The 24,889-nt window shown below is 65.4% G+C and carries 19 protein-coding genes and 1 pseudogene; 3 read left to right on the top strand and 17 right to left on the bottom strand.

The features are described 5' to 3' along the window. Positions 1-533: 533 nt before the first annotated feature. The 14 genes from Q7J58_RS05825 to asd all read right to left on the bottom strand — a co-directional run bounded on the left by Q7J58_RS05825 (position 534) and on the right by asd (position 17,826). Positions 534-1,742 (bottom strand): ABC transporter permease, encoded by a 1,209-nt coding sequence (locus Q7J58_RS05825; RefSeq protein WP_304824732.1) that lies wholly within the window; start codon positions 1,740-1,742, stop codon positions 534-536. A 2-nt stretch (positions 1,743-1,744) separates the two neighbouring features. Next, positions 1,745-2,497 carry an ABC transporter ATP-binding protein gene (locus tag Q7J58_RS05820; protein WP_304824729.1) on the bottom strand — a complete coding sequence of 251 codons (753 nt, stop codon included), beginning with the start codon at positions 2,495-2,497 and terminating at the stop codon, positions 1,745-1,747. Further along, positions 2,494-3,846 (bottom strand): efflux RND transporter periplasmic adaptor subunit, encoded by a 1,353-nt coding sequence (locus Q7J58_RS05815; RefSeq protein ID WP_304824726.1) that lies wholly within the window; start codon positions 3,844-3,846, stop codon positions 2,494-2,496. Before Q7J58_RS05815 ends, Q7J58_RS05820 begins: the two co-directional genes overlap by 4 nt. Positions 3,847-3,889: 43 nt before the next feature. Further along, positions 3,890-5,398 carry an efflux transporter outer membrane subunit gene (locus tag Q7J58_RS05810; RefSeq protein ID WP_304824723.1) on the bottom strand — a complete coding sequence of 503 codons (1,509 nt, stop codon included), beginning with the start codon at positions 5,396-5,398 and terminating at the stop codon, positions 3,890-3,892. Positions 5,399-5,511: 113 nt separating this feature from the next. Then, positions 5,512-8,967, bottom strand: a complete 3,456-nt coding sequence (locus Q7J58_RS05805) for a DEAD/DEAH box helicase family protein (RefSeq protein ID WP_304824720.1) — start codon at positions 8,965-8,967, stop codon at positions 5,512-5,514. A 25-nt stretch (positions 8,968-8,992) separates the two neighbouring features. Continuing rightward, positions 8,993-10,249 carry a HipA domain-containing protein gene (locus Q7J58_RS05800; protein WP_304824717.1) on the bottom strand — a complete coding sequence of 419 codons (1,257 nt, stop codon included), beginning with the start codon at positions 10,247-10,249 and terminating at the stop codon, positions 8,993-8,995. Beyond that, positions 10,246-10,527 carry a helix-turn-helix transcriptional regulator gene (locus Q7J58_RS05795; RefSeq protein ID WP_304824714.1) on the bottom strand — a complete coding sequence of 94 codons (282 nt, stop codon included), beginning with the start codon at positions 10,525-10,527 and terminating at the stop codon, positions 10,246-10,248. Before Q7J58_RS05795 ends, Q7J58_RS05800 begins: the two co-directional genes overlap by 4 nt. Before the next feature lie 128 nt (positions 10,528-10,655). Then, positions 10,656-10,790, bottom strand: coding sequence for a hypothetical protein (locus tag Q7J58_RS05790; protein ID WP_304824711.1), 135 nt, complete (start codon positions 10,788-10,790; stop codon positions 10,656-10,658). Then, positions 10,787-11,464 carry an RloB family protein gene (locus Q7J58_RS05785; protein ID WP_304824708.1) on the bottom strand — a complete coding sequence of 226 codons (678 nt, stop codon included), beginning with the start codon at positions 11,462-11,464 and terminating at the stop codon, positions 10,787-10,789. Before Q7J58_RS05785 ends, Q7J58_RS05790 begins: the two co-directional genes overlap by 4 nt. Further along, positions 11,454-12,737 carry an ATP-binding protein gene (locus tag Q7J58_RS05780; protein WP_304824706.1) on the bottom strand — a complete coding sequence of 428 codons (1,284 nt, stop codon included), beginning with the start codon at positions 12,735-12,737 and terminating at the stop codon, positions 11,454-11,456. Before Q7J58_RS05780 ends, Q7J58_RS05785 begins: the two co-directional genes overlap by 11 nt. A gap of 95 nt (positions 12,738-12,832) precedes the next feature. After that, positions 12,833-14,020 carry a restriction endonuclease subunit S gene (locus Q7J58_RS05775; RefSeq protein ID WP_304824703.1) on the bottom strand — a complete coding sequence of 396 codons (1,188 nt, stop codon included), beginning with the start codon at positions 14,018-14,020 and terminating at the stop codon, positions 12,833-12,835. Then, on the bottom strand, positions 14,017-15,651 hold the full coding sequence (locus tag Q7J58_RS05770; RefSeq protein WP_304824700.1) for a class I SAM-dependent DNA methyltransferase: 1,635 nt from the start codon (positions 15,649-15,651) through the stop codon (positions 14,017-14,019). Before Q7J58_RS05770 ends, Q7J58_RS05775 begins: the two co-directional genes overlap by 4 nt. 64 nt (positions 15,652-15,715) lie before the next feature. Next, positions 15,716-16,888 (bottom strand): glycosyltransferase, encoded by a 1,173-nt coding sequence (locus tag Q7J58_RS05765; protein ID WP_304824697.1) that lies wholly within the window; start codon positions 16,886-16,888, stop codon positions 15,716-15,718. Next, positions 16,885-17,826, bottom strand: coding sequence for an archaetidylserine decarboxylase (gene asd / locus Q7J58_RS05760; protein ID WP_304824694.1), 942 nt, complete (start codon positions 17,824-17,826; stop codon positions 16,885-16,887). Before asd ends, Q7J58_RS05765 begins: the two co-directional genes overlap by 4 nt. Before the next feature lie 60 nt (positions 17,827-17,886). Between asd and Q7J58_RS05755 the strand changes: the two genes are divergently transcribed. Beyond that, complete coding sequence (locus tag Q7J58_RS05755; protein ID WP_304824691.1) at positions 17,887-19,548, top strand: aminotransferase class III-fold pyridoxal phosphate-dependent enzyme; 1,662 nt, start codon at positions 17,887-17,889, stop codon at positions 19,546-19,548. Positions 19,549-19,886: 338 nt separating this feature from the next. Here Q7J58_RS05755 and Q7J58_RS05750 read toward each other — a convergent pair whose 3' ends face one another. Then, positions 19,887-20,495: a hypothetical protein gene (locus Q7J58_RS05750; RefSeq protein WP_304824688.1), complete on the bottom strand. Its 609-nt coding sequence runs from the start codon at positions 20,493-20,495 to the stop codon at positions 19,887-19,889. 249 nt (positions 20,496-20,744) lie between these two features. On the opposite strand from Q7J58_RS05750, the gene Q7J58_RS05745 reads away from it, so the two are divergent. Continuing rightward, a complete protein-coding gene (locus Q7J58_RS05745; protein ID WP_304824685.1) occupies positions 20,745-21,983 on the top strand; it encodes a glycosyltransferase family 1 protein in 1,239 nt (412 codons plus the stop codon). 417 nt (positions 21,984-22,400) lie between these two features. Then, a complete protein-coding gene (locus Q7J58_RS05740; RefSeq protein WP_304824798.1) occupies positions 22,401-23,258 on the top strand; it encodes a UDP-2,3-diacylglucosamine diphosphatase in 858 nt (285 codons plus the stop codon). On the opposite strand, the gene Q7J58_RS05735 is transcribed toward Q7J58_RS05740, so the two are convergent. Beyond that, complete coding sequence (locus tag Q7J58_RS05735) at positions 23,245-24,417, bottom strand: mechanosensitive ion channel family protein (protein WP_304824682.1); 1,173 nt, start codon at positions 24,415-24,417, stop codon at positions 23,245-23,247. The two genes, Q7J58_RS05740 and Q7J58_RS05735, sit on opposite strands and share 14 nt — an antisense overlap. Positions 24,418-24,438: 21 nt before the next feature. Then, a pseudogene (locus Q7J58_RS05730) lies at positions 24,439-24,889 on the bottom strand (AMP nucleosidase); the annotation flags it as partial.

Genomic DNA, 24,889 nt, shown 5'->3' with positions numbered 1-24,889 from the left:
GCGTTGTATGCTCTTATCGAGTGCAAGTCATGCCTTTCGCACAATCGGATTGTGGATACGAAGACGAAAAATTTCCGCTAAGTTCGGTAGCTGACGGTCGTTGTTTTAACCTGGAAACGGCAGTTCGACAGGTCCGGGTGGGCTGGCAAGGCGCGACGACGCAGCGGGCTACGGCCCGCCAGGAGGAGCAACGCCGCCCGCGCGCGTCTGGCGGCTCAATCGGGGTGCAAGCGCGTCCCTCCACAAGGGGAGCTGGCTCGTGGGCAAAATTCTCAGCATTCACCAGCCTTTCCAGCGGTTAGGGCGCGGTCAACTGCCGTTTCCCGGTTGAACGCAGCCAAGCCGGGCTGGCCGAAAATTCAGCGACTGGACCATGGCTGGAAGATCCGCGCGATAGAGGCCGCCAAATGCTGTGAACAACCTACCGCAGCAGCGCAAACCGGCACTGCCCAAGCGGCATGGGACAACGTGGGCTTCCATGTCGCCCATCCCAGCCCTCCCTCCGCGGGAGAAGGCGCCCATTCACCGCAGGTTCACTCGTGCCGCAGCGCGTCAATCGGGTCCAGCCGCGCGGCGCGGCGCGCTGGAAAGTAGCCGAACAGCACGCCGATGCCGGCTGAAAACACGAAGCTCAGCAGGTTCACCCCCGGGTTGAACACATAAGGCACGTTCATCAGTGCGGACAGGCCGATGGATGCTGCGGTGGCCAGCACGATGCCGATGAGCCCACCCAGCGCGGCCAGCACCACCGCTTCAATCAGGAACTGCAGCAGCACCTCGCGCTCCAGCGCGCCAATGGCCAGGCGCAGGCCAATCTCTCGGGTGCGTTCGGTCACGCTCACCAGCATGATGTTCATGATGCCGATGCCGCCCACCAGCAGGCTCACCGCGGCCACGGCGCCCAGCAGCGTGGTCAGCACCTTGGTGGTGCCTGAGAGGGTTTCGGCCAGCTGCTTGGTGTCGAGCACGTTGAAGTTGTCTTCGTCGGTGTCGGCCAGTTTGCGGCGCTCGCGCAGCAGCTGGGTGATGCCGGCTTTGACGCGGTTGGCGTCGCTGCCGTCGGCCATGGACACCAGCAGGGTGTTGACACGGGTGTTGCCGGTCAGGCGGCGCTGCAGGGTCTTGATGGGCACCAGCACCATGTCGTCCTGGTCGTTGCCAAAGGCGCCCTGGCCTTTGGAGGTCAAGATGCCGATGACTTCGCACGAGATCTGTTTCACCCGCAGCTGGTCGCCCAGCGCCGTGCGCTGGCCGTACAGCTCGCGCCGCACGGTTTCACCGATGATGCACACGGCCGAGCCGGCGCGCAGTTCGTCGTCGCTGAAATTGCGGCCCTCGCTGAGCTTCCAGTTGCCGGTGATCAGCCATTCGTTGGTGCTGCCGATGATGCTGCTGGTCCAGTTGCGGCCGTTGGCCACCACGGTGGAGCCGGTGCGTGCTTCGGGTGCCACGGCCACAATGCCGCCGATCTGGCTGGCAATGGCGTCGGCATCGGTGTCTTTGAAGGCGGGTGCGCTGGCACCACTGCCGCCCGGTCCCATGCGCTGCCCGGGGCGCACCTGCAGCAGGTTGGTGCCCAGACCCGAAATCTGGTTTTGAATGGCCATGGTGGCACCGTTGCCCAGCGTCACCATGGTGATGACGGCACTGACGCCGATGACGATGCCCAGGATGGTGAGGAACGAGCGCATGAGGTTGCGCCGAATGGAGCGCAGCGCCAGCAAAAGGGTGTTGAGCCACATGGTCAGCCTGCTCCCATGGCGGTGGTTTCGTGCCCGACCCGCAGTCCCACCGGATCGGGGTTGCGTTCATCGCTGGCCACCACACCGTCCACAAAGCGCACGATGCGTTTGGCGTAGGCGGCCATATCGGCCTCGTGGGTGACCATCAGCACGGTGATGCCGTGGTCGGCGTTCAGGCGCCAGATCAGTTCCATGATTTCTTTGCTGCGCTGCGTGTCCAGGTTGCCGGTGGGCTCGTCGGCCAGCAGCACGGCGGGCTGGGTGACGATGGCGCGCGCGATGGCCACGCGCTGCTGCTGCCCACCCGAGAGCTCGGCCGGCGTGTGGTGTTCCCAGCCTTTGAGACCCACCGAGGCCAGCGCGCGCGCGGCGGCAGCATGGCGCGCGGCGGCGGGCTCACCCCGGTAAATGAGCGGCAGTTCCACGTTTTCCTGGGCCGAGGTGCGCGCCAGCAGGTTGAAGCCCTGGAACACGAAGCCCAGGTAGCGCCGGCGCAGGCGGGCGCGCTGGTCGCGGCTGAGCGACTGCACCTGCACGCCCTGAAATTCGTAGGTGCCGGTGGTGGGCGTGTCCAGGCAGCCCAGGGTGTTCATGGCGGTGGACTTGCCCGAGCCACTGGGGCCCATGATGGCCACAAAGTCGCCGGCCTCAATGTCCAGGTCCACGCCCTTGAGGGCCTGAAACGCGGTGCCGCCTTCGCCGTACACCTTGGTGACCCCGCGCAAGCGGATCAGCGGTGGGTTGGCGCCACTCATGGTGCCGTGCCTGCGGTGCCCGCAGTGCGTTGGTCGGTGATGACGGCCATGCCCTCGCTCAAGCCCTCACCACGCACTTCGGTGTTGCGGCCATCGCTGATGCCGGTTTGCACCGCCTGCGCCACGGGCTGACCGTCTTTGAGCACCCAAATTTGCCGCATGCCCGGTGCGTTGCCGTTGGTTTCGGTGGCTTTGCGCTGGGTGGTGCTGCGGGGCATGCGCGGCATGAGCGTGGACAGCACGTTGGAGCCCGAGCCCGATCGGGCCGCGCTGGCGTCCGTGGTGGCGGGCGTGAAGCGCAGCGCCGTGTTGGGCACCAGCAGCACGCCGTTGCGTTCGGTGGCCACGATGGTGGCCGCTGCCGTCATGCCCGGGCGCAGGCTCAGGTCGCTGTTGTCCACGTCGAGGGTGGTCACGTAGGTCACCACGTTGTCCGTTTTGGTGGATCCAAAGGCCACGCGGTTGATGGTGGCCGGGTAGCGCCGCGACGGGTAGGCGCTCACGGTGAAGCTGGCTTTCTGGCCGGTTTTCACCGAGCCCACGTCGGCCTCGTCCACGCTCACTTCCAGCCGCAGCTGCGACAGGTTTTCGGCCACCGAAAACAGCGTGACGGCCTGCAGCGAAGCGGCCACGGCGTTGCCCGGGTCGACCGAGCGCGAGAGCACCACGCCGTCAATGGGCGAGCGGATAGAGGCTTTGGACAGGTTGGTCTCGTCGGTGGCGAGCGTGGCGCGGGCGCTGGCCACGTTGGCGCGGGCGCTGGCCTCGGCGGCCACGGCGCGTTCCACGGCGGCGCGGGCGGTGTCCAGCTCGGTGGCTGAAGGCACCTTACCGCCCGAGAGCCGGGCCACTTCTTCGAAACGCGCCAGGCTGGCCTGTGTTTCTTTCACCGTGGCACCGGCCTGGGCCAGCTGGGCCTGCGACGCCGCCAACGCTGCGCGCGAACGCAGCACCTGGTCGTTGAGCTTGGCGGTGTCCAGCTCCACCAGCACCTGGCCGGTTTTGATGCGGTCGTTCACGTCCACCAGCACGCGCTTGACCGTGCCCGACAGCTCGCTGCCAATGTTCACCGCCCGCGTGGGCTGCAGCGTGCCGTTGGCCGACACGGTGAGCGTGAGGTTGCCCTTGCGCAGGGCTTCGGTCACGTACACCGGCGCGGCGCTGGTTTGTTTTTGCGCCTGCCAGTAATAAAAGCCGCCCGCGGCCACCAGCGCGGCAGCCACGCTCAGCCAGAGCGACGAGCGCTGCCACCAGCGCGCAGGCTTGTCGTCGCCCAGCAAGGTGTTGAGGTTGGCCGCCGTTTTGTTCGGTGCGGCCGGGGTGGGGGCTGGGGTGTTCGGGGTGGTCATGGGGCAAAAAGCGGTGTGGGGTTCGGCGGGCTCAGTGGCGGGCTCAGCGGTCGGTGAGGGGGCTGGATGTGAGGCCGTCAGCAGGGCGTGCGTGGGCGGCGGCGGTCGTGGCGGCGGTATCGGTGTCGCCGGGGCCGGCCCAGCCACCGCCCAGCGTTTTGTACAAGCGCACCATGTCGGCGCTCAGGCTGGCCTGGGTGCTGGCCACGCTGTCCTGGGTGGACAGCAGGGTGCGCTGGGTGTCGAGCACGGTGCGGAAGTCGATCAAGCCGCTTTCGTAGCGCTGGCGCGCCAGCAGCTCGGCGTTGGCCGCCGCCTCGCTGGCGGCCTGCAGTCGGGCCAGGCGTTCGCGGTTGCCTTGCAGCGACACCAGCGCGTCTTCCACGTCTTTCAGCGCGGTGAGCACCGCAGCCTGGTAACCCAGGCGGGCCTGCTCCAGCGCGGCTTCTTGCGATCGCACCTGGGCGCGGGCAGCGCCGCCGTCCAGCAGCGGCACCGACACGCTGGCCAGCAACGAATTGGCCACCGACGCGCCGTTGGTCAGCGCGCCCAGCGTGAGCGCGCTCAGGCCCAGCGAGCCGCTGAGCCGAAAGCTGGGGTAGCGCGCCGCGTCGGCCTGTGCCACGCGGGCCAGTGCCGCACTCACGCGGTACTCGGCGGTGCGCACATCGGGGCGCTGGCGCAGCGTGTCGGCCGGCAGGGCCAGGGCCAAGTCGGCCGGGGCTTGCGGCACCGGCGCGGCGGTGGCCAGCCGGTCTTGCAGCGCGCCCGGGGCTTGGCCGGTCAACACCGCCAGGCTGTTCAGCGCCTGGGTGATGCTGGTTTGCAGCGCCGGGATTTGGGCCGCTGTTTGCTCGCTGGCGGCCACGGCCTGCTCCACGTCGAGCGACGATGCCAAGCCCGCCTGGCCGCGCCAGCGCGTGATCTGCAGGGTCTCGGTTTGTGCGGTCAGGTTGCGGCGGGCAATCGCCAGCCGCGTCTGCAGGCCGCGCAGCTCAATGGTGGTGACCGCCACCTCGGCCGCCAGACTCACCTGCACGTTGGCCAGGCTGGTGGCGGACGCTTGCACATCGGCCTCGCTCGCGTTCAGCGCGGCGCGGTTGCCACCAAACACATCGGGCTCCCAACTGGCGTCAAACCCGGTTTGAAAGCTGTTGCTGGCGTCGTTGCCCCCCGACTTGCCGCGCCGCGCCGAGCCCGAGGCGCTCACCGAAGGCCCCATGCCCGCTTGCTGCACATCGCGCTGCGCACGCGCCTGCAGCAGCGCTGCCTGCGCGCTCTTGACACTGGTGTTGGCTTGCAGGGCTTCGGTCACCAGCGCGGTGAGCGTGGGGTCGTTGAAGCGCTGCCACCAGCGCGCCAGATCGGTGGTGGTTTGCCCGGTTGCCGCGGGTGTGGCCGCGCCAGACCACGCCGCAGGCGTGGGGGTTTCAGGCAAGGCGGCACCGGGCAGCGCCAGGCTGGCACAGGCCGACAGCAGCACGCTGGCCAGCAGTGCCAGGGCCAGACCGGGCCGGTGAGGCGGTGGTGTGAAGGTCAAGGTGGGTTTCATGGTGTTCATTCAGCATACGTTGTATGCAGCGCCTCCATTGTGCGCAAGCACACACAACCGAGCGTGATCGTTGGGTGAAGTTCTGGTAAAGAACCGGGGGAAAACCGGGGGCATCAGGCCGCCAGGGCGGTTGCCCTGATGCGGTGCAGCGTCTGAAACAGCTGGTCCACCTGCGCGCTGGTGAACAGGCCGTCTGGCCCTTGCGGCGCGTAGCCGGTAAACGGTGGCTCGTAGAGCAGGGCAGGGTTCACCACGCCGCGCTCCGTCAGGTGGTTCACCACCAGGTTCAGAAACTCCATCTGGTTGCTGCCCAGCGTCTTGTCTTGCAGAAAACCGCCCAGCGCCTCGGTGGCGGCTTGCCGGTCCAGCCCCACCAGCGAGCGCACAAACAGGCCCAGCCCGTGCGATTCGGTGGCGGCGCGCTCGAACTCTTGCGCGGTGCCGGTGCCGCTGGCGGCCAACATGCGGTCCAGCTCGGCCAGGTCGGCGGGTGTGAGCGGCAGGTTGCGGCGCAGTTTGTGCAGGGCCATGTGGTCTTCGTGTGCGCGCAGAAAAGCGCGCACCTTGGTGCGAAAGCGCTCAAAGTCGCCCGCGCTGCCGCCCAGCGGCAACACCACCTCGGAAAGCTCGCCCAGGTGGTCTTCAAAGTCGGTGTAGAGCTGCTTGCGGCCGGTCTTGTCGATCAGCTTGATCAAGCCCCGCAGGTGGCGCCGCGCCTGCTCCAGCATGGGCAGCGTCACGTCCACCCACCAGGCCTCGCCCGCCACCGCCTCCAGCAGCACCGCGTGCTTTCGCACATCAGGAATGTTGCCCAGCTCCAGCAACCGGGCGGCGAGGTCGCGCATTTTCTGCGCCAGCCGCCCAAAGCCCGGCTCTGCGTTCAACACCCCCAGCTGCAGCCGCAGCACCAGCAGATCGAAGCGCTTGGCGTCTTCGTCTTCGTCGCGCACCGCGCTGGGCAGGCCCGAGAGGTGCACGCCCACCTCCACCAACTGCTCGCCGCTCGGCCGCGCCCAGGCGCCGGGCGCGGCCCAGGTTTCCACCCACTGGCGCTGGGGCCGCACCACAAAATTGTCCAGGCTCATGCCCGCCACGATGGCCTGCAACAGGTTCGCCGTGTCGCGCCGCAGGCCGGCTTCGGTCAGCCGAATCTCGCTGCCTGCGTCGGCGTCTCCCGCGTGCTTGCCGGTGGCGGCCAGCCGTTCGTCCAGCGCCCCAATCAAGGCCAGCCGCGTGTTGAACAAGCGTTGCCCCAGCGGCTGCGCCAGCGCGCCGTCGCTGCCCTCCAGGTTTTGGCTGAAAAACTCCAGGTTCTGGCAGAAGTCGAACACCAGAAAGTCGGCTTTGTCTTGCCCCGGGCCAAACAGGTCTTTGCACAAGCGCGTGCCGCGCCCCAGCATCTGCCAAAACTTCGCCTTGGACCGCACGATCTTGAACAGCACCAGGTTCACCACCTCGGGCACATCAATGCCGGTGTCCAGCATGTCCACCGAAATCGCAATGTGAGGCGCCTTGTCCTTCACGGAAAAGTCGTCGATCAGGGTCTGCGCATAGTCGGTCTTGAACGTGATCACGCGCGCGAACTGCCCTTTGTGGTGCGGGTAGTTGGCGTCAAAACGCTCGGCAATGAATTCAGCGTGCGCGTGGTTCTTGGCAAACACAATGGTCTTGCCCAGCCGGTCGCCGCCCGCCACCTTGTGGCCCCGGGTCATCAGCGTTTGCAGCACCTTGTCCACCGTGTCCTGGTTGAACAACCACTGGTTCACCGCTTCGGCGTTCACCTCGTCGGGCACGTTGCCGTCTTCGTCCCACTCCAGCGCGTCCCACTGCTCGCGCTCGGCCTCGCTCAACTGGGCGTAGCGAATGCCCTCGCGCTGAAACCGCAGTGGCACCGAGACCGTTTTGGGCGGCACCAGGTAGCCCTCGGCAATCGCGTCGTCCAGCCCGTAGGCATCGGTCGGCACCCCGTCTTCCAGCCCAAACAGGCCGTAGGTGTTGCGGTCAATCTCGTCTTTGGGCGTGGCCGTCAGGCCCACCAGCAGCGCGTCGAAATAGCCAAAGATCGCGCGGTATTTTTGGTAAATGGAGCGGTGCGCCTCGTCCACCACGATCAGGTCGAAATGCCCCACGCCAAAGCGGCGCTGGCTCCCGTTCTTTTCATCGCGCGCTTCGTTGATCAGGCCCATCATGGTCGGGTAGGTGCTCACATACACCCGGCCCTCGGCGGTTTTGTCGGTCACCAGGTTCACCGGCACCGCCTCGGGCACATGCGCCTTGAACGCGTTCACCGCCTGCCTCACCAGCGCCACCCGGTCGGCCAGAAACAGCACCCGCTTGGCCCAGTGCGCGCGCATCAGCACGTCGGCCAGCGCAATCACCGTGCGCGTTTTGCCCGCGCCCGTGGCCATCACCACCAGCGCCTTGCGCTGCCGGTCCACCTCAAAGGTTTCACCCACGCGGCGAATGGCGCGCAGCTGGTAATGGCGCTCCACCATGGTCGGGTTGATGACGATTGCCGCCAGCGGCTTGCGTGTTTGCCGCCGCTGCACCAGCCATTGCAGCTCGTCCTTCTTGTGAAAACCCTGCACCGTGCGCGGCGGGTACTGGGTGTCGTCCCACAACACATGCTCGTAGCCGTTGGTGCAATAGATCAGCGGGCGCTGGCCCAACTGCTGTTCCAGGCAGTCGGCATACAGCTTGGCCTGCTGCTGGCCGGCGCGCGCATCGCGCCGTGTGCGCTTGGCCTCCACCACCGCCAGCGGCAGCCCGTCGTCGCCCCACAGCACGTAGTCCACATAGCCCACGCCCTGGTTGTTGGGCATGCCGCGCACTTCAAATTCGCGGTCGCGGGGTTGGTCCAGCGCCCAGCCCGCTTCCTTCAGCAGCAGGTCGATGTACAAATCCCGCGTTTGCGCCTCGGTGTAGTCGTGTGTGTCGGGCTGCGCTTCGTTGGCTTGTTTGGCTGTGGCCACTTCGGTGCGCAGGCGGGCCAGTTCGGCGTCCAGCGCCGCGTTCTTCTGCTGCGCGGCAATCAGGGCCGCGTCGCGTTCGGCCAGCTCGGTGGCCAGGCGCTGCAGCTCGGCTGGCGTCTTGGCGGTGTCTGGTTGTGCCGGCTGAGCGGCGGGCAGCAGCTCGGCGCGGAACTGCAACGCCGGCTCGGGCCGCGCTAGCGCGTGGCGCCCGTAATGCCGCGCCAGCCAGAACGCCACCTGAAACAGCTCGCGCAGCACTGCCAGCGCGTCCGCGCCGCTGATGGGCCGCGTGCTGTGCGCCGCGCTGTTGCCTTGGCGGCGAATCACATCCATCTTGGCGTGCAGCGCCGGGCCCACCAGCTGCTTGAAGCTCGGTTCAAACAGAAACGCCGACAAATCCGCCTGGTACGGCATGCGCAGCGCGCCACCGGCACCACCCTCGGCCCGGTACAACCAAGCCACCGCCAGCTCCAGCGTGCGCCGTGCATAAAAGCAGGCCGTGCGCGGGTCCGCGTGGCAGGCCGCTTCGGCGCGCTGCGCCTCGGCCAGCAGCTCGGGCCAGCCGGTTTGCAGAAAGCCGAAGTTCGATGGGTTCATGTGTGTGTCCCTCCCAGAGCTTGGTTCAGCGTTCCGTCATCGACAGCGCGTGGGCGCAGTGCTGTTCAAAGATGGCTTGCATGCGCGACAGCAGGGCCTGCTCGGAAACCGTCACCTTGGGTTCCTTGCTGATGCGTTCGCTCACCTTGTGCCAAGTAGGCAGTAAGTCCTGCGCCATCCGGCGAAATTCTTGCAGTACCGGTGCAAAACCAAAGCCACAGTCTGCGCACAGCGCTTCCCACGAGTGCGCGCCCACCGCGTCGAAGTGGTCTTCGTCGCCAATGAACAGCGCCAGCCCGGTATCGCCATAGGCGCGCACGCACAACAGGTCGTAGAACGGCGCCAGTCGAAAACCCTTCTCGTCGAGCAGCACCGACAGGTTTTTGGCGTGTGCGTCGGCATTGCCGATCAGGTAGTTGAACATCACCCAACGCTGCAACTGAAGGAGGTCACTGCCGCGCAGGTGCAAGGCCCGTAACGCCGCCACCAGCTTGGGAATGCTCACCAGCCCGCCCATGCGTTCGTATTTCCAGCCCGGCCCGTGGCCCAGCAACTGACAGCCGTCGATCTGATGCAGCCCCACGGTGTTGCCGGCTGTCATCAGTCGGTCGTAGCGCTCCACCACATACACCGACTCGGGCACGCGCAACAGCCACACATCGGGCACGGGCAGCTTCAAGGCCCGTGCCAGCTTCATGCAGGCGTATTCGTTGATGGCACTGGGCTGGTAACGCGGTTGGCGTGAATCGGGTTTCAGAATGTGCGTGGTGGGCGAGTGCCCCACGCTGTCGCTCAGTTTTTTGCTCTTCTTGTCAAAGCGCAGGCCGATCTTGTCTTGCGCACCCGCCAGCGACATCGTCGCCTGCTCGTTCGACACCAGCAACGGCGTGCGCCCCCGGTCGGCCAGGCGCTGACTCAGGGTTGCAAACGACAGGGGCTGGTATGCCTGCTGCTTGTCCGGGCGCGCATCCTCGGGCAACAGGGACAGCACACCCGGCAACTCGGCCCCCAGCCTGCCCAGCACCTCGAACGACGAAGCCCCCCGCAGATGAACGGCGCTGACGATGTCGTCCAGCGCCTCGCCTTCGGGCAGCAGGTTCTCGAAAAACGTACGCACCGCCTGGCCGGTGAAGCGCTTGGTTTGCACCGGAAACTGCGGCGCCAGCACAAACCCGCCCGACTGCTCGATCCACTGGGGGTCGTACTCGAAAAAGTAGTCGCCTGCCGCATGGCCAAACCAGCCCATCGGGCGGACATTGGCCCAGACGCGCAGGCGGATCATGCGCCGCTCAGCGGTTGCGACCCGGGCGCAGCGTCGTCAGCGCCCCCTGCCGGTCCGGCGCCTTGCCAGCCCGTGACCGACAACGTCAGCCCCAGCCCGCCGGTCAGTTGCTGCAAGCGTGCCAGTGAGCAGCGCCCCGGGTCGGACTCCGCGTCGCGGATGAACGACGTACTCACATTGCACACCGCCGCCGCCTGCACGCGCGACAAGCCCTGGCGCTTGCGCTCTGTCATCAGGCGCTTGGCGAACGCGGGCAGGGTGTCGGGTGTGATGTCCATTTTTTTGACCTTAGAGGGTCAGTTTAGCTTAACTATTGAGCAATCAAGTGACAATTGATCTTATGAGGGCAGATTTTCGCCATGTCGCAGCGGGCACAGAGCACCCCACGGGCAGCGAGGCGGGCACATCAAAAAAATTGATCCTGCGGGGGCGAAACTGCCTGTTCGTTCAGCAAATCCGAGTAATTTGCTTTCAGGAGATCAAATTTGCGAAGTGGAATGGTCTGCTGCAGAACCGTTTGAACGTTCGTGCGAGCGTTCATGTTTCAGAAAGTGCCTGCAGCGCCGCCACCAGTTCGTGCATCCGGGTCGTCGGGTTGTCTTCGCCCGTTTTTGCCGCGTTCTTCAGCCCGAGCGCTGCGCCTTGTATGGCCGTGGGCAGCTTGTCCTTGAGCAGGGCGTAAATGCCCTTCTGGCCCTTGCCGTACTGCTTGAAGCCTGGCTTGGTGCGCAGCTCGGCAATCAGCCGGTCTGCCGCCGACTTCTTGCCGGCCGCATCAAACGGTTGATCGGTGAAGCCGAAGTGCAGCAGCAGCCAGTATTCAAAACACGGAATCGAGGTCACTGCATGGAACGGCTTGCCCGCCGCCTTGCAGTCGTTCAAAGCCTGCAGTGCTGCCGCATAGGTGGGGTGCTTGTCACGGTCAAACACGAAATACACCGCGTCAAAGCTGTCGCCCTGTCTGGCGTCTTCCTCGTACAGAGCATGGCCGTGGGCTACCACCCGGTCGGGAGACGACCCGTCGTGCGGCGCGATCTTCACCGCCGCCGGGCGGATGCGCAGGTCCGCCTTCAGGTCGTTCAGGTACAGCGGCTCGGTCTTCTCGCCCTCGCACACGATCAGCACCCGCGGGCTCTGCGCCCGTGTGGCTGCACCCCGCGCCAGTTCCGCCGCCTTGCGCGCCTTGCGTTTGTGGAACAGGTTGTCAGACCCCATAGAAGTCCAGGTCCTTCAGGAACGGAATGCTGCCGTAGCGCCCGTTCAGGTAACCACGCTCCACCGCCTCGTTTTCGCGCGTGCTGAACTTCGACAGCGGGTACAGCTGCGTCGCACGCGCCGCGTCTTTCTCCATGAACCAAACCTGATCGCGCCGCAGCAGTTTCTGGCTCAGCAGCGTCGTGTCGTGCGTGGTGAAGATCAGCTGCGCCTTGGAGCCCGTGTGGTGCAGCAGCTTCACCAGGTGCTGCACCAGCAGCGGGTGCAGGCTGGTGTCCAGTTCGTCCACCACCAGCACGCGCTCGTTCTCGGTCACGTCCAGCCACGGGCCCGCAAAGGCAAACAGCGCCATCGTGCCGTCGGATTCCTCGTCTTCGTCGAACTCCACGGGTTCGCCCGTCTGGGCATCGCTGTGGAGGAACTTGAGCGTGGTCAGTGCCTTCCCGCTCATGCGGCGGATCAGGTCCTCTTTCAGCGTGGCCGACATCGTCTTCGGCAGCACGTCTGGCGAAAAGTCCGTGGTCTTCACGCGGATGTCGGCAATCGACAAGTCGGCCGAGTTCATGAACGCCACCACCTTCGCCTTCTCTGTCTGCGTCTTGCAGAGATCCACCGTGTAGTAGGTGTTCAGGTCGGCCGTGGACGTCACCACCCTCAACCGGTGCTGAAACCAGTCAAACACCGGCCTCAGCTGCTCGTTGTTCAGCTGGATCGCGGTGGACAGGAACAGCGCGTTCGAGCGCGTCAGGTCTTTCCAGTCCTGCCGCTTGCGGTCACCCTCAAACAGGCTGCTGAATTTGTACGCGTCCTTGCCCGCTTCGGCGTCAAACACCCGGTGGAACCACTTCTGCGCCCGCCCTTGCGGGTAGGCGTACAGCCATTCCTCGGTGAAGCGCTGGCGGTTGCAGCGAAAGCCGTACTCGTAGCGCACCCCCCGTTCCACGAAGGCGATTTCGAACTCGCTGTCGTCCGCCCGCGAAGCCGCGCTCAGCTTGAACGGCACGGTGTCGATCTCGTCGCCAACCTGGCTCTCCTTCTGCGAGTGCAGCACCCGGTCCTGCATGAAATCCAGCGCCTGGATCAGCGTGCTCTTGCCCGAGGCGTTGGGCCCGTACAGCACCGCCGACCGCAGCAAGCGCGGCGCCTTTTCGCCCGTGCCGGCGTCGAATGTGTTCAGCTCCTCCAGCTCCTTGAAGTAGGCCGACGCCGCCAAGCTCAGCGTCTGCCGTTCGCGGATGGACCGGTAATTGGTGATGGAAAAATCGATCAACATGCCGGAATCATATTCTTGGATTGATTTTTTGCTGAAAATCTACAAAAAATAGTTTGAAAAATTGGTTTTTGGTGTTTTGAGCGTCTTGACGTGGTTCACAGCGTGCCGGCAAAGGCGCGCTGTTGCAGCGAGGCGAACAGCGCGTCTTGCGCGGCCAGCGCGGCGCGGTGTTGGGTTTTCAGGGCTTCGATGGCTTGGACGCGGGTGGCGAAGGTTTGTTGGAGTGAGGGTTCTGGTTGCAAGACGCGAATTTTCTGGAGACCTTGTGAATCCAGGCGTTTCGTACCGTGACCAGCCTCGGACACTTGTTCCAAAACGAACCCTGACTGACTGCGCAAACAAGCAGCCAAGAACTGCGCGTCGATGGGCTGTCGCGGAATCAGCGCTTTCAGGTCCTGATTGATCGTGGCCGGAACGCGCAAGACACACACAGGAAACGTGTGGGCGAGGATCATTCCGCGCACGACGATAGCTACCGTGTCTTTGGGGAGGAGCTTGAGCGTGGTCGTTGTGGGGACTGTTTCAGCAATGTGGTCTTCAGAGTCAAAGAGGTCTGCTGCCTTCATGTCTTTGGCGCTGAACCAAGGCACTGGGCCTTCCCAAAAGGCGTTATTCGCTTTTGATGGCGTACCGCCGCTGTAGCCGTGGCAAATATCGGTGAGCGACACAACAGGCCAGCCCTTTGGATTGATCACCGGGTCGCCGAACATGTCGAGGAAGAGGGACTGGGTGAGGCTGTCGAGGTGGGCGAGGGCAGCGCGGCGCTGGGTTCGCAGGGTGTCGGCCTGGTCCAGGATGGCGGCGATGCGGCGTTGTTCGGGGAGGGGTGGGAGCGGGATCGCCAGCTCGGTCAGATAGTTCGCTGGCACACGCCGCTGGCCCCCGCTGCCGGTCATGCGCCGTTGACCTTCGCTGCGCACATGCTCCAATCGCAGGAAGTGATGGAGGTAGCGGCCATCGCTCACGCCCGGAACTGGACGAATGACGTGAAACTCGGTGGATCCGAAGCCCTGATGGAGCGGCAAAAGCGCTTGTGCGATCTTGCCGTTTTCAAAGCACGGAGTGATCTTGGCGAAAAGAATGTCGCCCGACAGGAAAGGTGTGTACCCCTTGCTGACCTCGGAATAGGGCCGCGTTGTTGAGCTTTCGACACGGGCCGTTTCGGCACTGACAGCAGCCATCGGAACGAAGCAGACGGGCTCGTCGAGAGGCAGTTTTGCGTTCAGTGGCGGGTTGATCTGCGCCGCCTTGGCGAGCGTGGACATCGCAACGGATGCGCTCACTTCAACATCTCCGCCAGCGCCTTCGTCCCCTGCGCAATCTCTTCCTCCAGCCGCGCCAGCTCGGTCAAGATGTCGGCGGGCGCGCGGTGGTTCACCTGTTGGTGCACCACTTCGCGGTAGCGGTTCAGGCTCAGGTCGTAGCCGTTGGCCGCGATATCGGCTTTGGGGACGAGGAAGCTTTGGGCGGTGCGGGGGCGGTGGGATTCGGGAGGCGGGGAGCCCTCACCCCCGCCCTCTCCCAGGGGGAGAGGGAGTGAAGACGGGCTCGGGTTCGGGGTCAGGGACTGCCAGCGTTGGAGCACGTCGGGCAGGTTGTTTTTGGCGTGTTCGGCTTCGGTCAGTGGCTGCGGGGGGCGGGTGCCCAGTTTGTCTTCGCTCAGCAGGGGCTGGCGTTTGTCGTCCAGGCTCCAGCCGTCGGCCTGCAGGTCGTAAAACCACACGTGGTCGGTGCCGCCGCTGTTGGTTTTGGTGAAGAACACGATGGCGGTGCTCACGCCCGCGTAGGGTTTGAACACGCCGCCGGGCAGGCTGACGATGGCGTCGAGTTTGTGGTCTTCCACCAGCATCTTGCGCAGGGTTTTGTGTGCGGTGCTGCTGCCGAACAGCACGCCGTCGGGCACGATGACCGCCGCCCGGCCACCGGGTTTGAGCAGGCGCAAAAACAGGGCCAGAAACAGCAGCTCGGTCTTTTTGGTTTTCACCGTTTGCAGCAGGTCTTTGGCCACGTTCTCGTAGTCCAGGCTGCCCGCAAAGGGTGGGTTGGCCAGCACCAGGCTGTAGCGGTTTTCTTCCAGCCCGTGCTGCTGGCCGAGCGAGTCGCGGTAGGTGATGGCGGGGTTTTCCACGCCGTGCAGCAGCATGTTCATGCTGCCGATGCGCAGCATGGTGTTGTCGAAGTCGTAGCCGTGGAACATGCCGTGGTTGAAGTGCTGGTTCAACGCGGGGTCGTGAAACAGGCTGGCGTGGTGCGTGCGCAGGTGTTCGCCCGCTGCCACCAAAAAACCGCAGGTGCCGCTGGCGGGGTCGCAAATGGTGTCGGTGGGGGTGGGCGCGGTCATCTCCACCATCAATTGAATGATGTGGCGCGGCGTGCGGAACTGGCCGTTTTGCCCCGCGCTGGCAATTTTGCCCAGCATGTATTCGTACAGGTCGCCCTTGGTGTCGCGGTTGTCCATGGGCACGGCGTCGAGCAGGTCCACCACCTTGGACAGCAGCGCGGGCGTGGGGATGGTGAAGCGCGCGTCTTTCATGTGCTGCGCGTAGGTGGAGCCGTCGCTGCTCTGGGTGTTGGTACCGTTCTGGCCGTTGGCGCCCAGCGTGCGCAGCATGGGGAAGACGTGTTCGCTCAGGGTTTCAAACATCTCGGCCGGGGCTTCGTTTTTGAAGCGGCTCCAGCGCAGGGTGTCGTAGTGGCGGCCTTTGGGGTCGTGGCCGTAGGGGAACACGCGGCGCGCCAGGGGGCGGCCCAGGCGGTTGGCCTTGTTTTCTTCGAGGATGTGCAGATCGTCAAGCCGGCGCAAAAAGAGCAGGTAGGTGATTTGCTCGATGACTTCGATGGGGTTGGCGATGCCGCCAGACCAGAAGGCGTTCCAGATCTGGTCGATTTTGCTTTTGAGTTCGCCGGTGAGCATGGAAAGGGTTCGCTAGAGAGACAACCCCGGGAGCTTAAAGGAACGCGCTGAAGGAACGCGGTGTTCACCGTTCTTGCAACGGCTCAGCCCGCTGCGCCGGGGTGTCGGGGTTCTCGTCGCGCGACTGTTGCAGCACCCGGCTGAGGATGTCGGGCACTTCAAACAGCGCCCGGTTGCGGATGCGCCGCACCTGTGCGCGGTAGGTGTCGAGCGCGTCCACCATGTGGGCCACCGCCCGGTGCACGGTGCGAAAGCTTTTCAGCACCAGACCGACCTGGTTTTCCAGAATCCATTCGGCGTTGTAGCGCTCTTGCGGCATGGTCCAGGCGTTGTCCACCACGATCACGGGCAGGCCTTGTTGCACGGCTTCGCTCACGCTGCCGGGGCCGGGTTTGCCAATCAAGAAGTCGGCCAGCTGCATGGTGCCGGGTATGTCGGTGCTGAAGCCCACCACCAGGCGCGGTGCGCTGGCGGGCAGGGCGCGCAGCCGGTTGGCCAGCGCGGTGTTGTGCCCACAGACCAAGATGAGTTGCGTGTCGGCCAGCCGCTGGGCAATGCCGAGCATGGCTTGGGAGCCGTGGCCGCCGAACAGAACCAGGCCGGTTGGGCGGGCTGGGTCCAGGCCGAGTTGGCGCTGCCGGGTGGCTTTGTCCCACAGGGCCGGTTGGTAGAACTCGGGGCGCAGCACCATGCCCGAAGTGGCGTGGATGCGCTGCGCCGGGTGGCACAGGGCGCGGGCCTGTTCTACCGCGCGCGGCGTGCCGCAAACCACATGCTGTTTCGGGTGGGATTCGATCCAGAAATGGGGCGGGTGGTCGGCCAGATCGGTCAGCACGGTCACATACGGCACACCGGGCAGGGTGCTTTCCAGGCTCTCGCACAGCGCGAGGTTGAAGTTGGGAATGAGCGACACCACCAGCTCGGGCCGCGATGCGTTCCAGTGCGCTTGCAGGCGGCTGACCAGGCTGTGGTGCCCCAGCCGGATCAGGCTTTGCAGCAGTTTCAGTTCTTGCGCCATGCCCAGCGTCCAGCCACGGGCGAGCCGCTGGTTGTACCAGTCTTCGGGGGCTTTGCCGGTGATGCGGCGGAAGTGGTCGGCGGGGTCGAGCACCTCGAACAGGTTGACCAGGCGGGCGTCCCAGGCGTGGGGCGGTTCGCGCAGCACCGCTTGCAGCGCGAGCGCCGAGGAGCGGTGCCCGCCCCCGGCGTTGAAATAGATCAGATCGACGCGGGTCATGGCGAGGGCGCTGGCGATGTCGGGGTGTGGGCGGCGCTGTGCTGCAGCAGGGCTTGCCCCATGCGCAGGCGCAGGCCGTCACTCAGGCCGGGTGCGGGCTCCAGGCCGGGCGGGGCCAGCACCAAAATCGTGGAGCCGTGTTCGAACCAGCCCATTTCTTCGCCCTGGCGGTAGTGGGCGGCGCAGGGCAACTGGTTGGGGCCTCGGTAGCGCAGGTTCAGCGGCACGTCCAGCGCGCGCAGCCGCATGCTGGCCACCAGAATGGCCGCCACCGGCACCAGCACCAGCAGCCCGCCGTCGGGCCGGCGCAGCTGCAGCACCGCGCGTTCGTTGCGGCAAAACAGCCGCTCGACGCGCTTGAGGGCGATGGGGTTGACGTTCCAGGTGTCGCCGCTGATGTAGGTGACGTGTTCCAGCGTGGCGTCGCACGGCGCGTGAAAGCGGTGGTACATGCTGGAGGTGAGGCGCAGTGTGATGAAGCTGCCGCCTTGCAGTTGCTGCGCCAGTGCGCGCCCGCGCGCGTCGTCGCCCAGCAAATCGAGCAGCCGGTACGGAAAGCCCTTGGCCTGGAACAGCTGGGCGTCGGCGCCGTCGGGCGTGCTGTCGATGCGCCCGAACGCGCCGACGATGCCGTCGCTGGGGCTGGTGAGCACGCCGGGGCGGGCGTCGATGGGGCGCAGGCCCGGTTTCAGCTCGCGGATGAAGCAGTCGTGCAGGCTCTCGAAATGGGTTTTGCGGGCTTCGCTCAGGTTCAGGTCGGAAAAGGTTTTCCAGATCGCCATGGACAGGTCGCGCACCCAGGGGTGGCGGATGCGGCTCCAGCGGCCCATGAAGCGGGTGAGCGCGATGCGCGGCACGCGGTTGGTGAGCAGAAAGTTCAGGTCTTCGTTGAGCGCCAGACGCTGCAGGGTGTTTTGGAGTCGGGTGCGGGCATTCATGCGGGTGTCATGGGTGTGAAATAAAAAAGCGGAATTGCAATCAAAAGAAAGTCAACGTTCATGTCCGTTCTGGAATACGCAATCCCCGCCGCTTTGGCGGCCATGGCGCTGCCGTCCATCAAGCGCCGCCTCGATCTGTCGCGGGCCAAGCACCGCTCGCTCGCCGGCCATTCGCGCATGGCCAAACGCGTGGCGCGGCTGTTGCCGGGCTACGCTTACGACGAGGAGCGCTTCTTCAATTGCGACGGTGTGCCCGACGCGGTGGCGCAGCAGCGCCGGGCGGCGTTTGAGCTGCTCTGCGCCGGCTTTGCCGAGCGTTACGCCAAGACGCTGGCGCTGACGGCGCAAGCCCGCGAAGGGTTGGCGGACTTGCAGTTCACCGGCCAGTACCGGGTGCCGTTTCAGTTCAGCCCGATCGTGAGCACACGGCTGAAGGTGGGCGCGTTTGTGCAGTCGGCCGACGGTGTGAGCCTGACCGACTTGGACGGCAACCGCTTCATCGACCTGACGGGTTCGTACGGCGTGAACGTGTTCGGGGTGGACTTTTACAAAGAAACCATGGCCGAGGGGGCCGAGCTGGGACAGGCGCTGGGGCCGGTGCTGGGCGCCTACCACCCGTGCGTGGCCGACAACATCGCGCGGCTGCGCGCCATTTCGGGGCAAGACGAGGTGTCGTTCCACATGTCGGGCACCGAGGCGGTGATGCAGGCGGTGCGCCTGGCGCGCTACCACACGCGGCGCAAGCACCTGGTGCGCTTTTGTGGCGCGTACCACGGCTGGTGGGAAGACGTGCAGCCCGGCCCCGGCAACCCACTGCCGCCGCGCGAAACCTACACCCTGGCCGACCTGAGCGAGCGCAGCCTGCAGGTGCTGCGCGGGCGCAAAGACATTGCGTGCGTGCTCATCAACCCGCTGCAGGCCATGCACCCCAACCGCGCCGCGCCCGCCGATTCGGCGCTGGTGGACAGCAGCCGCAGCGCCCACTACGACAAGGCTGCGTACACCGCCTGGCTCAAGCGCCTGCGCGAGGTCTGCACCGAGCGCGGCATTGTGCTGATTTTTGACGAGGTGTTTCTGGGCTTTCGGCTGGCACCGGGCGGCGCGCAGGAATACTTTGGCGTCAAGGCCGATTTGGTGACCTACGGCAAAACCCTGGCCGGGGGTTACCCGGTGGGCGTGGTGTGTGGCCGCCACGAACTGATGCGGCGTTTTCGGTCCGAGCGGCCCGCCGATCTGTGCTTTGCGCGCGGCACCTTCAACGCACACCCGTATGTGATGGGCGGCATGAATGCCTTTTTGCGCCGCCTGGACACGCCCGAGGTGCAAGCCCTTTACGACGGCCAGGAAGAGCGCTGGAACGCACGGGCGCAGCGCTTCAACGACACCATGCAGGCCGAGGGCCTGCCCATGCGCGCAGCCAACATGCTGAGCATCTGGACCATCAGCTACACCGAGCCCTCGCGATACAACTGGATGCTGCAATACCAGATGCGCTGGCGCGGCCTGGCCCTGAGCTGGGTGGGCACCGGGCGCTTGATTTTCAGCTTGAACTTCAGCGATGCCGACTTTGACGAGGTGCTGGCGCGCTGCGTGCAGGCCGGTCACGACATGCAGGCGCAGGGTTGGTGGGTGCCGGTTCAAGGCCAGAGCAACAAAACCATCCGGCGCGGCATTTTGCGCGAGGTGGTGGCCCGGCTGCTGGGCCGGGCCGACGCAGGCTGAACAGGGTGCCAAGGCGTGCGGCGCTATCGCAGCACGTCTCATGTTGATACGGTCAGCAAAAACAAGACACCATGGATCTGGCACATGTGCTGCACGCGGGCCCCCATCCCAACCTTCCCCCAGAGGGGGAAGGAGTAAGACAGCCCAGTTCCAGTCTTGTGCCAGCGGGGGACGGAGTAAGGCAGCCCGGTTATAGCCTTGCGCCAGCGGGGGAAGGCGCCATCTGTGGGCGGCAGGGTACGCAGCGCGGGGGGGATTTGCTCCCTCCCCCTCTGGGGGAGGGTTGGGGTGGGGGCACTGCGCGCTTGTCAAAATCGGAACCGCTGGCGCAGCCAGGCTCAGCCGCGCTGGCCGTAGTAGGCCGGGTCGATCAACTCGCCGCGCAGCAGGTACAGCGGCGCCTTGTGGTAAAGCACCACGTCGTTGAAAGGGTCGGTGATGATCTTGGTCATCCAGGCCAGGCCGGTGCGCACGTCTTGAATGAAGAACAGGTGCACCGTGCGAAACAGCAAACCGCCCACGCCAATGAACAGCCAGGCGGCGCCCACGTCGCGTGCAAAGCCGTTCCAGTCGGTGTGTGGCTCGATGGTGCCAAACACATCGGGCGACACCAGCAGCACCACCGGCACGGCGGCCCACAAGGCCATCAGCACCACTTTGCGGAACAGGTTGTAGCCCACCTTGATGGATTCTTTGTGCTCGTGCGTGGCCTGGTTGACGTGGTCGTAGCCCTTGGGCTCAAAGAAGAAATGGCCGGCTTGGCGCGTCACCATGGACACCAGCCAGGCGATCAGGGCCGAGACCACCGGGTCCACCAACAGCCAGGCGTAGGCCACCAAAAAGCTCAGCGCGCTCACCAGGTGCAGCGCCTGGTTGATGCGGTGGTGGTGGTAGTAGCGGTGGTCGTCCCAGCGCAGGGTGCGCAGTGTTTCCAGGAAAGCGTTCACGTCGGTTGTCCTTGAGTCAAAGAGTGGGTCGGAAAAGGTGGAATTCCCTGGGCACCTGGTTGGGCAAACGACATGGATCGGTGCGTGTTTCGCACCGTTGCCGTCTGCCGCGTTCAAGCCCGGGGCTTGACCATCTTCAGAGCTGGCCATGAAAACGGTGTGACAACGCACCGCTTGTCATGCCGGTGTCGGCCGTGCCGCTGGGGGATTTGTCACGCGCTTGTTATGTGCAGCGGCCACCATTTCGGCATGAAATCAGCCAACGAAGCCGTGGTGGACCTCACCGACCTGCTGCCCGCTCAACGCAGCTTGCGCGTGGCGGTGGTCACCGAAACCTACCCGCCCGAGATCAACGGTGTGGCCCTGTCACTGGCGAAGTTGGTGGAGGGCATGATCTCGCGCGGGCACGAAATCCAGCTGGTGCGGCCACGCCAGACCCCGTCGCCGCAGGCTCAGCACAGCGAGGGCCTGCAAGAAATGCTCATGCGCGGTTTGCCCATTCCCCGTTACCCGCAGCTGCGCCTGGGGCTTCCTGCCAAGTCGGCGCTGGTGGCGGCCTGGCAAAAGCGCCGGCCCGATCTGGTTCACATTGCCACCGAGGGGCCGCTGGGCTGGTCGGCGCTGCAGGCGGCGCGCAAGCTGCGCCTGCCGGTGAGTTCGGAGTTCCGCACCAACTTTCACGCCTACAGCGCGCATTACGGGCTGGGCTGGCTCAACCGCACGATTGCCGCTTACTTGCGCAAATTTCACAACCAGGCTGGCTTGACCATGGTGCCCACCGAGGCCTTGCGAGAGCAGTTGGCGCAGCTGGGTTTTGAGCGCCTGTCGGTGGTGGGGCGCGGGGTGGACACGCGGCGCTTTGACCCGGCGCGCCGCGATGCGGGCGTGAGACAGCGCTGGGGTGTGCAGCCCTCTGACCCGGTGTTGCTGTACGTGGGCCGTTTGGCCGCTGAGAAAAATCTGGGTTTGTTGATCACGGCATACCAAGCCATGGCCCAGCAGCAAGCGCGGCTGCGGCTGGTGGTGGTGGGCGACGGCCCGAGCGCGGACGAGCTGCGCAGGCGCTGCCCCAGCGCCATCATGCTGGGCATGCAAAGCGGCCTGGAGCTGGCCACCACCTACGCCAGTGCCGACCTGTTTCTGTTTCCCAGCGTCACCGAAACCTTTGGCAACGTGACGCCCGAGGCCCTGGCCAGTGGCCTGGCGTTTGTGGCCTACGAGCACGCGGCCGCCCAGGAGCTGGTCTGCCACGGTGATAACGGGCTGCTGGCGCCGCTGCACGACGAAGACGCGTTTGTGCGGCGTGCCTGCGATGCGCTGGACCGCTGGCAACCCGACAGCCCCATGCGGCTGGCGGCGCGCCGCAGCATGCTGGCGCGCGACTGGCACAGCATTCTGGAGCAGGTGGAAGACCGCTGGTGGAGCGCCATCGGGTCTGTCGATCCGCAGCGCCGGCGCGGTGTGGCGGGTTGGGCCGTTCAGGCCTGAGAGCGTGTTGGTGCTCTCGCGGGGCGCGCGCCTGTGCCAGCGCGGGAGGGGGTTTACGGGTGTCGCACATGACCACCGACCGAGCGATGCGAAGCATGTTTCATGCAAGTGTCACCCGTCTGTCATGCGTGCTGCCAACAATCTGTCCAGGTCGGGAATCAATGGGTCACAAGGGGCTTTTTTGAAAGTACTGTTCAAGCATCAACCGCAGCAGACACGCCTGCCCGCCCGGGCCGGGTGTGTCGGTGCAACGTTCAAGGCCGTTTCCGGGCCCATGGCATGGGCCGCACGGCGGGACCCGGTGCCACGCCGGGCGGGTTTTTGGGGGGCGTGCTGATGCGAACGGCGTTCAGCCCTACGGGGCTTTCCGTGTCGGGTATGTCCATGCCACCCATGCCCAGCGCACGGGATGCCGACATGGACAACAGCCCTGACGGTATCGACAACGAGCCGGAGCGCTACACCGATGGCCGGTCGGGCTACCGCACGGTGTTCATCTCCGACATCCATCTGGGCACACCCGGTTGCCAGGCCAAGGCGCTGCTGCATTTTTTGCGCTGCAACCCGTGCGACACCTTGTATTTGGTGGGCGATATTGTGGACGGCTGGCAACTGCGCCGGCGCTGGTTTTGGCCGCAGGCACACAACGACGTGGTGCAAAAGCTGTTGCGCAAAGCGCGCAAGGGCTGCCGCGTGGTGTTTGTGCCCGGCAACCACGACGAGTTTGCGCGCCATTTTCTGGGCCACAGTTTTGGCGACATTGAGGTCACGGCCGATGCGGTGCACCTCACGGCCGATGGCCGCCGCCTGTGGGTGATGCACGGCGACCATTTCGACGGCGTGATTCAGTACGCCAAGTGGCTGGCGCATGTGGGTGACACCTTGTACGAGCTCACCCTCAAGCTCAACCGGCACCTGAACTCTTTGCGCGCCCGCATGGGTTTGCCGTATTGGTCGCTGTCGCAATACCTCAAGCACAAGGTGAAAACCGCGGTCAATTTTGTGTCGGACTTTGAGAAGGCGGTGGCGCAAGAGGCCCGTTCCCGGGGGTACGACGGTGTGGTGTGTGGCCACATTCACCGCCCGGAAATGCGCACCATCGACGGCACCCTGTATTGCAACGACGGCGACTGGGTGGAGAGCCTGTCGGCCTTGGTGGAGCACCCAGACGGGCGGCTGGAGATCGTTCACTGGGGCGATGCCTGGAGCGCCGCGCAAGCGCAGGCGCTGGCGGCAGGCAAGTCGGCCAAGGCCAAGCAGGTTACGGTGGCTTGACCGGCGGTGCCGGGGTTTGCCCGGGATCCTCAAACAAGGCGCGGGGCGCCGTGGGGGGGCCGTCTTGTGGCGGCTCGGTGGGCGCGGGCGTGGCCACATGCAGCGTCTGGGTCGGAAACGCAATTTCGGCACCGTGCGCGGCCACGATGCGGCCCATGCGCAGCAACACGTCTTGTTTGATGGCGTGAAACTCGACCCAGACGGTGGTTTTGGTGAAGCCGTAGACCAGGATGTCGAGCGAGCTGGTGCCAAAGGCCGTGAAGTTGACGATCAGCGTCTGGCTGGTGTCGATGCCTTCGTGGGCGAGCAGCATGGCCTTGATGTCGGCCACCACGGCTTCAACCTGCGCGAAGTCGCGGTAGCGCAGGCCCAGCGTTTCTTTCAGGCGGCGGTGGCTCATGCGCGAGGGGTTTTCCACCACGATGGTGGTGAACACGGCGTTGGGCACGTAGATGGGGTTTTTGTTGAAGGCTCGGATGCGGGTGTGGCGCCAGCTGATGTATTCCACCGTGCCTTCCAGGCTTTTGTCGGGTGAGCGAATCCAGTCGCCCACGCTGAACGGACGGTCGAGGTAGATGGTGAGGCCGCCGAAGAAGTTGGCCAGCAGATCGCGCGCGGCCAGGCCCACGGCAATGCCGCCCACGCCGCCCAGGGCCAGCAGGCCGCCAATCTGAAAACCCAGCGTGTGGGCCACGGTGATGGCGGTGACCACGAACACCACCAGCCGCACCAGCTTGCTCAGGGCCATGGCGGTGGTGACGTCGAAGTCGTGGCCGCTTTGGGTGCCGCGCCGGATGCTGGTTTCCGTCACTTCGCCGGCAAAGTGCCACAGGAACCAGGCCACGCAGAGGATGATGCCGATGTCGCGCCACTGCAGCGCGCTGGCCAGCAGCTCGGGCTCGGGCCAGTGGGTGTTGAGTACGCGCGCCATCCAGCCCAGGCTGACGAGCCACACCAGCAGCCGCAGCGGTTTGCTGGCGGCGTTCAGCAGCGCTTCGTCCCAGTGGGTGGCGGTGCGTTGGGCCCAGCGCGCCGCATGCTTGAGCAACACGCGAACGGCCTGGTTGGCCAGCAATGTGAGCACGGCAATGGCCAACACGGTGGCCAGCCACAGTTCAAGGCCTGCGGCGTTCTGCAGCCGTTGTGCAATGTCGTTCATGGTGTCTGTGCCGGGTGGCGTTTACTGAAAGGCCACCTCGGCAAAGCTGCGCAGTTTGCGGCTGTGCAACTGGCCCACGCCGCCTTCGCGCAGCAGTTCCACCGCGCGGATGCCGATGCGCAGGTGCTGGTCGACCCGCTCGCGGTAGAAGTGGTTGGCCATGCCGGGCAGCTTGATCTCGCCGTGCAGCGGTTTGTCGCTCACGCACAGCAGGGTGCCGTAGGGCACGCGAAAGCGAAAACCGTTGGCGGCGATGGTGGCGCTTTCCATGTCCAGTGCCACGGCGCGCGATTGCGAAAAGCGGCGCTGGGGCTTGTTGTCGGGCAGCAGCTCCCAGTTGCGGTTGTCGGTGCTGGCCACGGTGCCGGTGCGCATGATGCGCTTGAGTTCGGCGGGGGCCACGCCGGTCACATCGGCCACGGCGGCCTCCAGCGCCACCTGTATTTCAGCCAGGGCGGGAATGGGCACCCAC

The sequence above is a fragment of the Hydrogenophaga sp. genome (assembly GCF_030656115.1).
GTDB lineage: Bacteria > Pseudomonadota > Gammaproteobacteria > Burkholderiales > Burkholderiaceae_C > Hydrogenophaga.
This window is presented reverse-complemented; position numbering and strand designations above follow the sequence as displayed.

Coding starts and splice junctions, on each gene's coding strand:
- Q7J58_RS05825 (WP_304824732.1), bottom strand. CDS start 1,742: ATGTGGCTCAACACCCTTTTGCTGGCGCTGCGCTCCATTCGGCGCAAC.
- Q7J58_RS05820 (WP_304824729.1), bottom strand. CDS start 2,497: ATGAGTGGCGCCAACCCACCGCTGATCCGCTTGCGCGGGGTCACCAAG.
- Q7J58_RS05815 (WP_304824726.1), bottom strand. CDS start 3,846: ATGACCACCCCGAACACCCCAGCCCCCACCCCGGCCGCACCGAACAAA.
- Q7J58_RS05810 (WP_304824723.1), bottom strand. CDS start 5,398: ATGAAACCCACCTTGACCTTCACACCACCGCCTCACCGGCCCGGTCTG.
- Q7J58_RS05805 (WP_304824720.1), bottom strand. CDS start 8,967: ATGAACCCATCGAACTTCGGCTTTCTGCAAACCGGCTGGCCCGAGCTG.
- Q7J58_RS05800 (WP_304824717.1), bottom strand. CDS start 10,249: ATGATCCGCCTGCGCGTCTGGGCCAATGTCCGCCCGATGGGCTGGTTT.
- Q7J58_RS05795 (WP_304824714.1), bottom strand. CDS start 10,527: ATGGACATCACACCCGACACCCTGCCCGCGTTCGCCAAGCGCCTGATG.
- Q7J58_RS05790 (WP_304824711.1), bottom strand. CDS start 10,790: ATGAACGCTCGCACGAACGTTCAAACGGTTCTGCAGCAGACCATTCCA.
- Q7J58_RS05785 (WP_304824708.1), bottom strand. CDS start 11,464: ATGGGGTCTGACAACCTGTTCCACAAACGCAAGGCGCGCAAGGCGGCG.
- Q7J58_RS05780 (WP_304824706.1), bottom strand. CDS start 12,737: ATGTTGATCGATTTTTCCATCACCAATTACCGGTCCATCCGCGAACGG.
- Q7J58_RS05770 (WP_304824700.1), bottom strand. CDS start 15,651: ATGCTCACCGGCGAACTCAAAAGCAAAATCGACCAGATCTGGAACGCC.
- Q7J58_RS05765 (WP_304824697.1), bottom strand. CDS start 16,888: ATGACCCGCGTCGATCTGATCTATTTCAACGCCGGGGGCGGGCACCGC.
- asd (WP_304824694.1), bottom strand. CDS start 17,826: ATGAATGCCCGCACCCGACTCCAAAACACCCTGCAGCGTCTGGCGCTC.
- Q7J58_RS05755 (WP_304824691.1), top strand. CDS start 17,887: ATGTCCGTTCTGGAATACGCAATCCCCGCCGCTTTGGCGGCCATGGCG.
- Q7J58_RS05745 (WP_304824685.1), top strand. CDS start 20,745: ATGAAATCAGCCAACGAAGCCGTGGTGGACCTCACCGACCTGCTGCCC.
- Q7J58_RS05740 (WP_304824798.1), top strand. CDS start 22,401: ATGGACAACAGCCCTGACGGTATCGACAACGAGCCGGAGCGCTACACC.
- Q7J58_RS05735 (WP_304824682.1), bottom strand. CDS start 24,417: ATGAACGACATTGCACAACGGCTGCAGAACGCCGCAGGCCTTGAACTG.